This window comes from Halomonas sp. HMF6819 (genome assembly GCF_044335525.1).
Taxonomy (GTDB): Bacteria; Pseudomonadota; Gammaproteobacteria; order Pseudomonadales; family Halomonadaceae; genus Vreelandella.
In genome coordinates this window covers 115870-128837 of record NZ_JBIQVY010000007.1, presented here as the reverse complement: position 1 = coordinate 128837, position 12968 = coordinate 115870, and the positions used below count along the sequence as shown (strand labels likewise).

At 63.1% G+C, this 12968-nt stretch carries 15 protein-coding genes; all 15 read right to left on the bottom strand.

The features are described 5' to 3' along the window. Positions 1-90 precede the first annotated feature (90 nt). The 15 genes from ACGLWX_RS16865 to ACGLWX_RS16795 all read right to left on the bottom strand — a co-directional run bounded on the left by ACGLWX_RS16865 (position 91) and on the right by ACGLWX_RS16795 (position 12913). Complete coding sequence (locus tag ACGLWX_RS16865; RefSeq protein ID WP_396241457.1) at positions 91-1110, bottom strand: tryptophan--tRNA ligase; 1020 nt, start codon at positions 1108-1110, stop codon at positions 91-93. 50 nt (positions 1111-1160) lie between these two features. Then, complete coding sequence (locus tag ACGLWX_RS16860; RefSeq protein WP_396241455.1) at positions 1161-1634, bottom strand: hypothetical protein; 474 nt, start codon at positions 1632-1634, stop codon at positions 1161-1163. Further along, a complete protein-coding gene (locus tag ACGLWX_RS16855; protein WP_396241453.1) occupies positions 1621-2091 on the bottom strand; it encodes a prepilin-type cleavage/methylation domain-containing protein in 471 nt (156 codons plus the stop codon). Before ACGLWX_RS16855 ends, ACGLWX_RS16860 begins: the two co-directional genes overlap by 14 nt. Further along, positions 2088-2489, bottom strand: coding sequence for a prepilin-type N-terminal cleavage/methylation domain-containing protein (locus ACGLWX_RS16850; RefSeq protein WP_396241451.1), 402 nt, complete (start codon positions 2487-2489; stop codon positions 2088-2090). The genes ACGLWX_RS16855 and ACGLWX_RS16850 overlap by 4 nt, the downstream gene beginning before the upstream one ends. Next, positions 2490-2909 carry a type IV pilin protein gene (locus ACGLWX_RS16845; RefSeq protein WP_396241449.1) on the bottom strand — a complete coding sequence of 140 codons (420 nt, stop codon included), beginning with the start codon at positions 2907-2909 and terminating at the stop codon, positions 2490-2492. Between the two features lie 61 nt (positions 2910-2970). Then, positions 2971-3960 carry a 4-hydroxy-3-methylbut-2-enyl diphosphate reductase gene (gene ispH, locus ACGLWX_RS16840; RefSeq protein WP_396241447.1) on the bottom strand — a complete coding sequence of 330 codons (990 nt, stop codon included), beginning with the start codon at positions 3958-3960 and terminating at the stop codon, positions 2971-2973. A 217-nt stretch (positions 3961-4177) separates the two neighbouring features. Then, on the bottom strand, positions 4178-4621 hold the full coding sequence (gene fkpB / locus ACGLWX_RS16835; RefSeq protein WP_252109539.1) for an FKBP-type peptidyl-prolyl cis-trans isomerase: 444 nt from the start codon (positions 4619-4621) through the stop codon (positions 4178-4180). A 10-nt stretch (positions 4622-4631) separates the two neighbouring features. Beyond that, positions 4632-5177: a signal peptidase II gene (gene lspA / locus ACGLWX_RS16830; RefSeq protein WP_396241445.1), complete on the bottom strand. Its 546-nt coding sequence runs from the start codon at positions 5175-5177 to the stop codon at positions 4632-4634. Continuing rightward, positions 5170-8001, bottom strand: coding sequence for an isoleucine--tRNA ligase (gene ileS / locus ACGLWX_RS16825; protein WP_396241443.1), 2832 nt, complete (start codon positions 7999-8001; stop codon positions 5170-5172). The genes lspA and ileS overlap by 8 nt, the downstream gene beginning before the upstream one ends. Positions 8002-8009: 8 nt before the next feature. Further along, entirely contained in the window at positions 8010-9113 is a 1104-nt protein-coding gene (gene ribF, locus ACGLWX_RS16820) for a bifunctional riboflavin kinase/FAD synthetase (RefSeq protein ID WP_396241442.1), read from the bottom strand. A 126-nt stretch (positions 9114-9239) separates the two neighbouring features. Next, positions 9240-10811, bottom strand: coding sequence for a murein biosynthesis integral membrane protein MurJ (murJ, locus tag ACGLWX_RS16815; protein WP_396241441.1), 1572 nt, complete (start codon positions 10809-10811; stop codon positions 9240-9242). Between the two features lie 70 nt (positions 10812-10881). Beyond that, positions 10882-11148, bottom strand: a complete 267-nt coding sequence (rpsT, locus tag ACGLWX_RS16810; protein WP_252109534.1) for a 30S ribosomal protein S20 — start codon at positions 11146-11148, stop codon at positions 10882-10884. Positions 11149-11385: 237 nt separating this feature from the next. After that, positions 11386-12192 (bottom strand): 3'(2'),5'-bisphosphate nucleotidase CysQ, encoded by an 807-nt coding sequence (cysQ, locus tag ACGLWX_RS16805; protein ID WP_396241439.1) that lies wholly within the window; start codon positions 12190-12192, stop codon positions 11386-11388. Beyond that, positions 12193-12723, bottom strand: a complete 531-nt coding sequence (locus tag ACGLWX_RS16800) for a mobilization protein (RefSeq protein WP_396241437.1) — start codon at positions 12721-12723, stop codon at positions 12193-12195. A 10-nt stretch (positions 12724-12733) separates the two neighbouring features. Beyond that, positions 12734-12913 carry a hypothetical protein gene (locus tag ACGLWX_RS16795; protein WP_396241435.1) on the bottom strand — a complete coding sequence of 60 codons (180 nt, stop codon included), beginning with the start codon at positions 12911-12913 and terminating at the stop codon, positions 12734-12736. Positions 12914-12968: the final 55 nt, after the last annotated feature.

The following is a 12968-nucleotide window of genomic DNA, read 5'->3' as shown; positions in this document are numbered from 1 at the left end:
GAGCCACGAAACGGTTAGGACTCCGGCGCTAAAAAAGGCCCTGCCTAATGGCAGAGCCTATCGTTTGAAGCGGTGCCCAGGGTTTGCTGATTAACTAAAGCGCCCCAGCCCCATCGCCGAGCGCAGCGCCTCGATGGTGCGTGTGGCCTCTTCGCGGGCGCGCTCGGCGCCCTGCTGCAATACGTTTTCGATATGGCCCGGGTCTTCGAGGAGCGCCGAATAGCGCTCGCGGGGCGCCTGCAGGTGCGCATTCAGGTAGTCGAACACCTGATTTTTGGCATCGCCCCAGCCGATGCCGGCAGCGTACTGCTCGCGCATAGCGGCCGCTTCCTCGGTGCTTGCGAAGGCCGCGTAGATTTGAAACAGCGTGCAGGTATCCGGGTCTTTCGGCTCGCCAGGCTCCAGCGAGTTGGTCTTGATCTTGCGAACGAGCTTCTGGAGTTTTTTCTCCGGGGCGAACAGCGGGATGGTGTTGTCGTAGCTTTTCGACATCTTGCGCCCGTCGAGGCCCTTCAATACCTCGGTCTTCTCGTCGACTACCGCCTCGGGCTGGACAAAGTAGTTGCCCTTGTAAAGGTGGTTGAAGCGCCCGGCGATGTCGCGCGCCATCTCGATGTGCTGAATCTGGTCGCGCCCGACCGGCACCTTGTGGGCGTTGAACATCAGGATATCCGCCGCCATCAGCACCGGATAGCCAAACAGCCCCATGGTGACGCCTTTGTCGGCATCCTGGTTGCCCGCTTCCTCGTTATCCGCCACCGCCGCTTTATAAGCGTGGGCACGGTTCATCAGCCCCTTGGCGCAGACGCAGGAGAGCATCCACATGAGCTCGGGAATTTCCGGAATATCCGACTGGCGGTAGAAGACGGCATTGTCGGTATCGAGGCCCAGCGCCAGCCAGGTCGCGGCGATCTCCAGGCGCGACTGCTGCACCCGCTTGGGGTCCTGGCACTTGATAAGCGCGTGGTAGTCGGCCAAGAAGTAGAACGGCTCCACGTTCGGGTCCTGGCTTGCCTCGATTGCGGGCTTGATGGCGCCGACGTAGTTGCCCAGATGGGGCGTTCCAGAAGTGGTAATCCCGGTCAGCACGCGGGTTTTGGCGTTGCTCATGGTGTGATCAATCCAGCGTCGTAAAATTCGAAAGTGGCTCGATTGTACACTCAATCCCACAAAAGCGTCGCCCCGGGCTCGCGCTCTTCGTTGACCCGCAGCAGTATTGGCGCACTGTGCGCGGCAAGCGCCCCGTTACTCGCGCGGCTCACGCCGAGTGCCAATACCCAACGCTCGGCGCCTCGCATCATGGGCAAATAAAGACACGCCTCCTCGACACAGCGGTGCACCGCGGCGGGGTGCGAGGTGAATACCGGCCAGCGAGCGTTTTGACCGGATTCGAGTACCGGCGCACTATGCCAGTCGAGCGTATCAACGGCGGAAAGCGCTTTCGCGGCGGCAGTCTCGGCGCGCATCTGCGCCTTGAGCGCGGCGCGGTAGTTGGCGGACTGACGCTGGTCCACCAGCGCCGACTGAACGCCAACGAGGCCGAGCATTAGCGCGCCGGTCAAAACGACCATGACCACCACCAGCGCCGCACCGCGCTGACGGCCAAGCGCGGGGGTGTTATCAGTGGGGCGCATCGTCACTCGCTAGCCCATAGGGACGCTTGGTGACATGAAAGGCAATCCGTTGCCCGTTGGGGCCAAGCGGCAGCGCGACGCGAAACACGCCGTTCTGAACGGGTTCGACCAACGCATCTGTTTGCGCGCAGGCGCCCGGCCCGAGCCTGTCGAAAGAGACCAGCGGCTGGGCCTCTTCACTGTCCTGCACGGTACAGCGGCACTCCCCCGGCTCGCCGCGACACTCAAGGTAAAAAGCCGCTGCGTTTTGTGCGCTGGAGGCACCCGGGCGCCGCAGCCGGTCGACCATGGTCGTGGCGGTATAGATGAGGGTTTGCTGCTGACGGCCCAGCCGGTCCACCTGCTCGAAAGTGTGAAAGCTCGACAGCAAAAGCTGCCCGGCGCCAATCACCACGGCGCTGGAAAGCACCACCGCGACCAGCGCATCCACCAGCGTCAAACCGCGCTGCCCGTTCATGGGCGCCCCTTCGGACGGGCAGGCAGCTCGAGTCGGTACGTCGCGGGCTCAAACGACACGCGCGTCACGGTGATCAAAAACGCGCAGCCCTCACGTTCGATGGTGCCAAGGGCATCGCCGGCAAGCAGCGCCGCGCCCTCTTCGAACCAGTACTGGCGCCAGTGTCGCTCGACGCGGCCAAGCGCAATATCGGCGCAGGCGGGCGCCGTGCGGTACTCAGCCCAGAGTCGCTCCTGAGCATCCAGCGCGGCGACGCTTGCCAACGTCTGACGATAGCCGTCACGAGCGCTTTGCAGGTATTTCAACTGGAGAGCTGCCATGGCGACCAGCCCAAGTGAGAGTACCAGCAGCGCGACCAGCGACTCGACAAGCCCAAAGCCGCGCTGGTTGGCACTCATTTACCAGCACCGCTCGGGTTCACGCTCGCCGAGCGCGTTCAGGGTGAGCGGATCACTGCAGCCGTCGTTTTTATCGGTCGTGGCCGTCAGTAGAAAGCCGCCGTCGTAGTCGGGCGTATTTTCGTTCGTATTGCCGAGGGTGCGTTCGATGGCGTAGTGGCCATCAGGCGAGGTATCAGCAATGGCGCAGCCATTGTCGTAGCTATAAAACTGGGCGTAGCAACGCTCGAGTTCGGCAGCGGCGTTTATAAGTCCCGCTTGGGCGTCGGTGCGAAGCGCATTTTGTGTATAACGCTGATAGCTCGGGTAGGCGATGCCCGCCAAAATAGCGACAACCGCCACCACGATCAGTATTTCGATGAGGGTAAAGCCGCGCGGGCGCATCGAAGCGCCAGCGCGTGGGTCAAAACGGTGGGTCACAACGTCACCTCGTTTTAGTTAGCCCATATTTAGAGTATGGCTAAAACGAGCGTTGAAAACATCAGCTGCTTGCGATCACCTGGTCGCGAAGTTCCTTCGGCATCGAGAAAACGATGGTCTCTTCGCGGCCGGAAAGCTCCGAGGGGTCCGTTGCGCCGAGTGACTTGAGCCGCTCGATCACGCCTTTGACCAGCACTTCCGGGGCGCTGGCGCCGGCGGTCACGCCGATACGTGAGACGTTGTCGAGCCAGTGATCCTCGATCTGGTCGGCGTTGTCGATGAGATAAGCGGGCGTACCGATCCGCTCGGAGAGCTCGCGCAGGCGGTTGGAGTTGGAGCTATTGGGGCTGCCGACCACCAAAATGAGATCGTTTTGCGCCGCCAGGTCGCGCACCGCGTCCTGGCGGTTTTGCGTGGCGTAGCAGATGTCGTTCTTGCGCGGGCCCTGGATCTCGGGGAATTTACCTCGCAGCGCGTCTATCACCTTAGCGGTGTCGTCCATCGAGAGCGTCGTCTGGGTGACGAACGAGAGCGTCGAAGGATCCGCCACGTCGAGCTTCGCTACGTCCTCCTCGTCTTCGACCAGATAGATGCGTCCGCCGAAGGAGGTGTCGTAGCGGCCCATGGTGCCCTCGACCTCGGGATGGCCTTCGTGGCCGATCAAAATGCACTCCTGGCCGCGCTTGGCATAGCGCAGTACTTCCATGTGCACCTTGGTCACCAGCGGGCAGGTGGCGTCGAACACCTTCAAGCCTCGGCGGTCGGCATCTTCCTGCACCGCTTGGGACACCCCGTGGGCAGAGAAGATCACGATGACGTCGTCCGGCACCTCGTCGAGCTCTTCGACGAACACCGCGCCGCGCTCGCGAAGCGAATCCACGACGAACTTGTTATGGACCACTTCGTGGCGCACGTAGATCGGCGGGCCGAAGACGTCGAGCGCCCGGTTGACGATGTCGATGGCGCGGTCCACCCCGGCGCAGAAGCCGCGCGGGTTGGCCAGCTGAATGGTGATCGGCGTCGTTTGAGACTCGGTTTCGGGTGCGTTCATGGTAGCGCCTTGATGCGTGAGCGCATCGCTGAGTGAATAGTGGCTGCCTGTCAGTAATGGCTAGCTGCCAATATGACTAGTGATCGATAGTGGCGATCGGCCTGGAGCTTTCCTACAGACACCGCCGCGCTCGGCGTGTTCGCACGGCCCTCGAGCGCATGATAGCCGTCATTGACGCATCGGCATGTGTCGGTTTCGTGACCGGTGCCGCGCAGGCTCAGTGCGTGGTCGTCGGTTTGACCTCGAGCACGTCGACTTCGAAGGTCAGTGTACGCCCGGCCAGCGGATGATTGAAGTCCACCTCGACTCGGTCGCCGTCGATGGTCTTGACCACGCCGGGAAGCTCGGTGCCGGCCTTGTCGGCAAAGGACATCACCATGCCGATCTCCGGCTCTTCGTCGCCGAAATCCGCGCGCTTGAGCGTCTGGATGTTCTGCGCGTTGTGCTGGCCGAAGGCGTGCTCCGGGGTGATCTCGAACGTGCCGCTTTGACCCGGCGCGAGCCCCTTGATCGGGTGCTCGAAGCCTGGCGGCAGGTTGCCGTCGCCGAAGACGAAGGTGGCCGCGGCTTTCTCTTTGGTCGAGTCCACCACCGTGCCGTCTTCGAGTTTCAGGGTGAAATGCAGGGTAATTTCCATACCCTCGTCGATCACGTAATCCATGCGTTTCTCGCTATTGGGTGGTTTCGTTGACGGCGGCCTTTTTACGCCGCCGATCGCCCATGACCGACTCCCAGATCAACAGGGCAGCGCCGATCACGATGCCCATGTCGGCCACGTTGAACGCCGGGTAGTACCATCCGGCAACGTGGAAGGAGAGAAAGTCGACCACGTAGCCGTGGATCAACCGGTCGTACAGGTTGCCCAGCGCCCCGCCGATGATCAAGGGCAGCGCCACGGCCAGGATTTTTTCGTCGCGGCGAATACGCGAGAGCCACACGGTCAGGGCGACGCTCGCCCCGACCGCGATGATGGCAAAGAACCAGCGCTGCCAGCCCGGATGATCGGCCAAAAAGCTGAACGCCGCGCCGAAGTTGTGCATCAGGCGCAGATCGAAAAACGGCAGCACCTGCACCGGCGCGTTGTAATCGAGCGCGTGGCTAAGCCAGTACTTGGTCAATAGATCGACCGCGATGACCGCCGCGGCGATCCATAAAAAGCGCAGCGGCCGTCGCATCGGCGCCCTTTCCGCTACCGGCGCCTGAGTCGCGTTAGGCATAGCGGCGAACCTCGCCGGGGCCATCCGGCAGGTTCAAAATCGAGCGCTCGCAAAGCGTCGGGTGCTCCGGGTGGCTGCCCACGTCCGGGCGGCGCTCCCAGCTGCGCTCGCACTTCTCATAAGGGCTTGGCGAGACCGCCACCTTGAGCCCCTCGAGCTCGCTATGGGCACCGGCTTCGGCCTCGTTCAGCGGCTTGAGCGTCGCGTTCGAGGTGATCAGCACGAAGCGCAGCTCGTCGCCCAGGCTTTCCAGCAGCGCCTTTAGCTCGTCGCTGACATAGAGCGTCACTTCGCTATCCAGCGAGCCCTTGATGGTGCCTTCGCCGCGGGCCTCTTCCAGGCGCTTGTTGACCGCCTGCTTGACCTCGAGCACCTGCTCCCAGAACGCCCGGCCCATCTCGGCATCATTGGGAAGCGCCGAGAGCCCCTCGTAGTAGGTTTCCAGCAGCACGCTGTCGCCCCGCTCGCCGGGGATATGCTCGAAGATCTCCTCGGCGGTGAAGGAGAGAATTGGCGCGACCCAGCGCGAGAGCGCCTCAACCACATGATACAGCGCGCTCTGGCAACTACGGCGCGCCAGCGAATCCGCTTGAGTGGTGTACTGGCGATCCTTGATGATATCCAGGTAGAAGCCGCCCAGATCGCGGGCACAGAAGTCGTGCACCTGCTGGTAGACATCGCGGAAGCGGTACTCGTCATACGCGGTCTTGATGCGTGCCTGGAGCTGGTCGGCGCGGTCGACGATCCAGCGATCGAGCGCGATCATGTCGTCGAACGCCACCATATCGCGGCTCGGCTCGAAGCCGGTCAGGTTGCCGAGCAAAAAGCGCGCGGTGTTGCGAATGCGCCGGTAAACGTCGGCGGTGCGCTTGAGGATCTCATCAGACACCGCCATTTCGCCGGAGTAGTCGGTGGATGCGGTCCACAGGCGCAGAATGTCGGCGCCGAGCTTGTCCATCACCGTTTGCGGCGCGACCACGTTGCCAATCGACTTGGACATCTTGCGCCCCTGAGCGTCGACGGTGAACCCGTGGGTCAGAAGCTCACGGTACGGCGGGTGGCCGTCGATGGCTGAGCCGGTCAAGAGCGACGAGTGGAACCAGCCGCGGTGCTGATCCGAGCCTTCCAGATACAGATCCGCCCGCGGGCCGGACTCGTGGCCGTGGGGGTGCGAACCTCGAAGCACGTGGCGGTGGGTGGTGCCGGAGTCGAACCACACGTCCAGCGTGTCGGTGATTTTCTCGTACTCGTCGGCCTCGGCGCCAAGCAGCTCCGTGGCACCCAGGTTAAACCAGGCGTCGATCCCCTCCTCTTCCACACGTTTGGCAACCTCTTCCATCAGGCCGACGGTGTTGGGGTGCAGCTCGCCGGTCTGTTTGTGCAAAAAGAACGGAATCGGCACGCCCCAGTTACGCTGGCGCGAGATGCACCAGTCCGGGCGGTTGGCGATCATGCTGTGAAGGCGCGCCTGGCCCCAGGCCGGGGTGAAATGGGTGGCTTCGATGCCGTCGAGGGCTTTCTGGCGCAGGGTCTTGCCGTCACGGCCTTCGATATCCATACCCACGAACCACTGCGCCGTCGCGCGGTAGATCACCGGCGTTTTGTGGCGCCAGCAGTGCATGTAGCTGTGAGTAATCGGTGTGTGCGCCATCAAGGCGCCGGCATCAGAAAGCGCTTCGACGATTTTCGGGTTCGCCTTCCAGATCATCTGCCCGCCGAACATCGGTAGATCATCGACGTAGACGCCATTGCTCTGTACCGGGTTCAACATGTCATCGAAGCTCATGCCGTAGTCGCGGCAGGTGTTGAAGTCGTCCACGCCATAGGAAGGCGCGGAGTGGACGATCCCGGTGCTGCCGACCTCAGACTCGACGTAGTCCGCCAGATACACCGGCGACAGCCGCTCATAAAGCGGGTGACGGAAGTTGATCAGCTCGAGCGCCTGGCCTTTCGTCGTGGCGATTACCTCGCCTTCGAGGCCAAAGCGCTCGAGGCAGCTTTCGACCAGCTCTTCGGCAAGCAGCAGCAGCCGCTCGCCGGTATCGACCAGCGCGTAGGTGAACTCGGGGTGTACGTTCAGCGCCTGGTTGGCGGGAATGGTCCAGGGCGTGGTGGTCCAGATGACCACGGCGGCGGGTTTGGAAAGCTCTTCCAACCCGAAGGCCGCGGCCAGCTTGTCGGCGTCTTCGATCGGGAAGGCGACGTCGATGGCGTCGGACTTCTTGTCCTGATACTCGACTTCGGCTTCCGCCAGAGCGGAGGCACAATCAAAGCACCAGTTGACCGGCTTTAAGCCTTTGAACACGTAGCCCGCTTCGACCATCTCGGCCAGCGCTCTGATCTCGCCGGCCTCGTTGACGAAATCCATCGAGCGGTAGGGATGATGCCAGTCACCGATCACGCCCAGGCGCACGAAGTCGGTCAGCTGGGTTTCGATCTGGGCGGCCGCGTATTCGCGGCAAAGCTCGCGGGCCCTGGAAGGCGACAGGTGCTTGCCGTGGGTGGTTTCGACCTTGTGCTCGATCGGAAGCCCGTGGCAGTCCCAACCCGGCACGTAAGGCGCATCGAAGCCGGCCAGGTTCTTGGACTTGACGATGATGTCTTTCAGGATCTTGTTGACGGCGTGACCGATATGGATGCTGCCGTTGGCGTAGGGAGGGCCATCGTGCAGTACGAACAGCGGGGCGCCGGCGCGGGCATCGCGCAGGCGCTGATAAAGATCCATGTCCTGCCATTTGGAAACCCGGCCCGGCTCCTGCTTGGGCAGCATGCCGCGCATGGGAAAGTCGGTATCGGGCAGATTGAGCGTGTGCTTGTAGTCCATAGGTCCGGTCAGCCGTCGTTAGCCTCGGCGTCGCCCGCCGAAGAGAAATCAGAAGAAGCGGCCTCTCGCCCGAGCGGGGCCGAAGCCAGCCAGGCCTCGAGCGCGCCGCCATCAAAAGGCGCCCTCGAAACCGATGATGTGAAATCCGCCTCAGCGGTGGTCGCGGCGTCCGACGAGGCGGTCTCGGCAGGGGCAAAATAGCGCCGCGCGCGCGCCTGGTCGCGCTGGATCTGCGCCTTGAGCGCGTCGAAGTCGTCGAACTTGACCTCGCCTCGCAGCCGCGCGCAGGGGTAAACGGTCAGCCGCTGGCCGTACAGGTCGCCGTCGAAATCGAACAGATGCACCTCGAGGGTCGGGCGCTTGGCGCCGACGGTCGGGCGAAAGCCGACGTTGGCCACCCCCGGATAGCGGCGGCCGTCTGCCAGCTCGCCGATCACCGCGAACACGCCGCGAAGGGTCAGGGGCTGCGGTAACAGCGGCAGGTTCGCCGTCGGTGCGCCGATGGTGCGACCAAGCTGCTGGTCGCGCACTACGCGCCCGGACACCGAATAGGGCCGACTCAGCAGGCACTGAGCGGCGGAAAAATTGCCGCTGGCGAGCATCGTGCGCACCCGGGAGCTCGATACGCGCTCGCCCTCTATTGTGAAAGTGCGCGTGTGCTCGACCGCGAAGCCCTCTTCGTCACCCACCGCCTTTAAAAGCGCGAAGTCGCCGCGCCGATCGCAGCCAAAGCGGAAGTCGTCGCCCACCACCAGGTGCTTCACGCCGAGCCCTTCGATCAGCACGCGGTCGATGAACTCGCGCCCGGTCAGGCTTCGAAGCGCCTCGTTAAAGGCCAGGCACAGCACCCGTTCGGCGCCGTGCTGGCCCAAAAGGCGCACCTTCTCGCGCAGCCGAGTAAGCCTGGGCGGCGCCTGCTCGCCGGCGAAGTACTCTCGCGGCTGGGGCTCGAACACCACCACCGTCAGCGGTAGCCCAAGGCGCGCGGCGTGCTCGCGGCACTGCTCCATGATCGCCTGATGGCCGCGGTGCACGCCGTCGAAATTGCCGATCGTCGCCACGCAGCCGCCTTCGCTTGCGCCCAGATTGTGCAGACCTCGTATAACGTGCATGGCCCCTCTTTCGGTTGAAGCGTGCCAGTCTACGCGTGGGTGAAGATGCTTTTAAATCAACAAAGCCCTTGATTATAACGAACGCGCGGTGAAGGTGCAGTCACGATTGCGCCCACCCCGCACCACTCAGCTCGAAAGCCGAAAATGGCGAAGCCGCAGCCCCCAGGCGGCAAGCCAGGCAAAATAGAGCCCGCCACCGAGCGCCACCAGCCCCGCTACCCAGCCGACCCGCGTCCACAGCCCGACATCGAGCCATACCTGCCAGGGCGGCGTAAGTAGATAAAGCGCAGCGCCCATGAGCGCGCTTCCGCCGAGAAGCTGGATCGCGTAGCGCCCCCAGCCGGGCTGAAACACCAGCACCTTTTCGCGATGCAGCAGGTAGCCCAGAAGCCCGGCGTTGAGAAACGCCGACAGCGCCGTTGCCAGCGCCAGCCCTGCATGAGCCAGCGGCCAGATCAACAGCAGATTGAAGACCATGTTGGCGACCATGGCGATGATGCCGACCTTGACCGGCGTTTTGGTGTCCTGACGGGCGAAAAAGCCCGGCGCCAGCACCTTGATCAGCATGAACGCCACCAGCCCCACGGCGTAGGCGCGCAGGCTCATGGCGGCCATCTGGATGTCGTTGTCGGTCATCGCGCCGTAGTGAAACAGCGTGATCAAAAAGGGCTCGGCCAGCACGACCAGCGCCAGCGCCGCCGGCACGCCCAAAAGCAGAACCACGCGAATCGCCCAGTCAAGCATGGCGGCGAAGTGATCGCTGGATTTCTCTGCGTGGCGCTTGGAGAGCGCCGGCAGAATTACCGTGCCGATCGCCACCCCAAACACGCCCAGCGGCAGCTCCACCAGCCGGTCCGAGTAGTAGAGCCAGGAGACGCTGCCCGCCGCCAGAAGCGAGGCCAATACGGTATCCAGCAGCAGGTTGATCTGCGATACCGACACACCGAACAGCGCCGGCGCCATCAGCTTCAGGATGCGCTTCACCCCGTCGTGGGCGAAGTTGGGCCAGGGCGTGGGCAGAAGCCCCAGCCGGTAAAGAAACGGCACCTGGAAAACGAGCTGGGCGCACCCGGCGATCAGCACGCCCCAGGCCAGTGCCATGGCAGGCTCTTCCATCAGCGGCATCAAAAAAAGCGCCGCCCCGATTAGCGAGAGATTCAACAGTACCGGCGTGAACGCCGGTACGGCGAACCGGTTCCAGGTGTTGAGCACCGACCCCGAGAAAGCGGTCAGCGAAATCAGCAACAGGTACGGAAAGGTCAGGCGCAGCATGTCCGCGGTGAGCGCGAGCTTTTCCGGATCGCGGCCAAAGCCCGGCGCGAACAGCCAGATCAGCCAAGGCGAGAGCAGCATGGCAAGCGCGGTAATGAGCGCCAGCATCGCGGTGAGGCTGCCCGCTACCGCGTTCAAAAGCTCGCGGATCTCCTCGCGGTTTTGCCGCGTCGAATACTCGGAGAGCACCGGCACGAAGGCCTGGTTGAACGCCCCTTCGGCAAACAGTCGACGCAGAAAGTTGGGGATCTTGAAGGCGACGAAAAACGCATCCGCCCCGTTGCCGGCGCCGAGAAACGTAGCCACCACGACGTCGCGCACTAAGCCCATGACCCTGGAGAGCATGGTCATGGCGCTGACGATCAGCCCCGAGCGCATCAGAGTGCGCCGGGGGGCCGCGGCTTGCTGAGGGGAAGAGTCCGTCATCGCGTTATCCGTGGACGTATACAGGCACAAAAAAACCGGCCGTAGCCGGTTTTTTCAAGACGCTGCCGGCTTACGCTGCCAGCGCTTTAATTCGCTTGTTCAAGCGGCTTTTCAGACGAGCGGCCTTTTTCTTGGACAGCACGTCCTTGTCAGCGATGCGGTCGACGACCGGCTGCATCTGCTTGAACTCTTCCATTGCCTTGCCATGGTCGCCGGTGCCGATCGCTTTGATCACACGCTTGATGTAGGTGCGGACCATGCTGCGCTGGCTGGATTTCAGGGCACGACGTGTCTCGGCCTGGCGGGCGCGCTTGCGAGCTTGCTTGCTGTTCGCCACTGGTATCTCCTTGGAGAATAAAGGTTGCCTGAACGGCAACGAATTAACTATGTGTTGTCGAGTGACTAACGCCGATCTCGACATTACCTAAACAACCAACTGATTTTGCAGGCGTTTTCGCTCTGCCAAACGTGTAACGGCAAGCCCTGGGCCCGCTCGTTCTCACGCTTTGTCTGTCTTAGCTGCCTGAGAGGATGGCGTAGCCTATCACACCTGCCCCGGCCGTGCCAGCGCTTGTCAAGCGTTAAAGTGCTCGCGCGCGCTTTTGCTCCAAACGAAAAAGCTCGGGTTCAAAAGCTCGGCCGGCGTGTGGTAGCCAAGCGCCGCGCCGGTGTCATCGACGATCATCCCGCCGGCCTGTTCGACCACCGCCTGGGCGGCGGCGGTATCCCAAAGGCTGGTCGGTCCGAAGCGCGGGTAGACATCCGCCCGCCCCTCGGCGATCAGGCAGGCCTTGAGCGAGCTTCCAAGCGGGGTAATCTCGTGCTCACCGAGTGCGTCGAGCCAGGCCTTCAATCGCGGGTCCTGGTGCGAGCGGCTGCCCAGCACCCGATAGCCCCGGGCCGGATCGAACTCGGCGCAGCGAATCGGCTGCCAGGCGCCCTCGCCTTCGGCCTTGAATGCGCCTAGCCCACGCCCGGCCAGATAGCGTTTGCCAAGCGCCGGAGCTACCACCACGCCAAGCACCGGCTCGCCTTGATGGATCAAGGCGATGTTCACGGTGAACTCGTCGTTACGCTTAATGAACTCCCGGGTGCCGTCAAGCGGATCGACCAGCCAGTAGGTGCCTGCTGGCCCCGGCCCGTCAAAGCGCTCGACGCTCTCTTCAGAAAGCACCGGCGTTTCAGGCGTCAGCTGGGCCAACCCGGCCAGAATCACCTCGTTGGCGCGAAGGTCCGCCTCGGTGAGCGGGCTTTGATCCGTTTTGAAGGTGACCTCGATCTCGCGGCGGTAAACCGCGAGAATCGCCTCGCCGGCCTTTTGGGCGAGCCGCTCGATGGCCTCGAGCAGCGCCCGATCGGGGGTGGGCTGGGCGCCTTGCATCTACGCCTCCCCGGTATTGGGTGCCGGCTCAACGCCCAACGCCACGACTGCATCGAGCTCGCGATAGGCCTGGCGCAGCCACACTTTCATGCGCTGACGCTCGGCGATGTTCATCAGGCGGCGATCGTTGGCCACCGCCCAGAAGCTGCTGTCGTTGAAGTCGATTTTCTGGGTCAGTTTGGCGTGAAGCCGTGGCAGCTCGATCAGCTGCGCGCCCCGGGCTTTCGCCTGGCGGCAGGTCTCGCTCTGGCGAAAGCGCTCGAAGCTCTCGCCGCGTCCCAAATTCTGCACCACCACCACGCTCACCGGCTGATCACTCAGGCGCTTCAACAGCGTTTGCAGCAGCGCCACCGAGTCAGCGCCGTCATCCATGACGTGCCACCACTGCACGCGTGCACCAAGCTCGTCGAGCAGTGCGAACACATCGGTGCCATCGAGCCAGCGGCCCAGCGCCTGGGACGACTGCGCGGCCAGGTCGATGATCAGGTCGCGCTCGGGCTGCGCCTCCACCGCCATCAGCACGGCGTCCATACTCTCGTCGTCACCGACGAACGGGTGAGGCGTAGTCCGCGTAAAAGCGTGAGAACGTTTTGTGAGAGGCGTCGCCATCGAAGCCGATGAACGCCCGGTCGTGATCGATGTAGTACTGCGCGAGCACGCGCGCGGTCATCGATTTGCCCACGCCCCCTTTTTCACCACCGATAAAATGTACGCAGGCCATCGTTACTCGTCTCTGATGAAAACCGAACCCCGTCGCGAATTTAGCAAAAAAACCG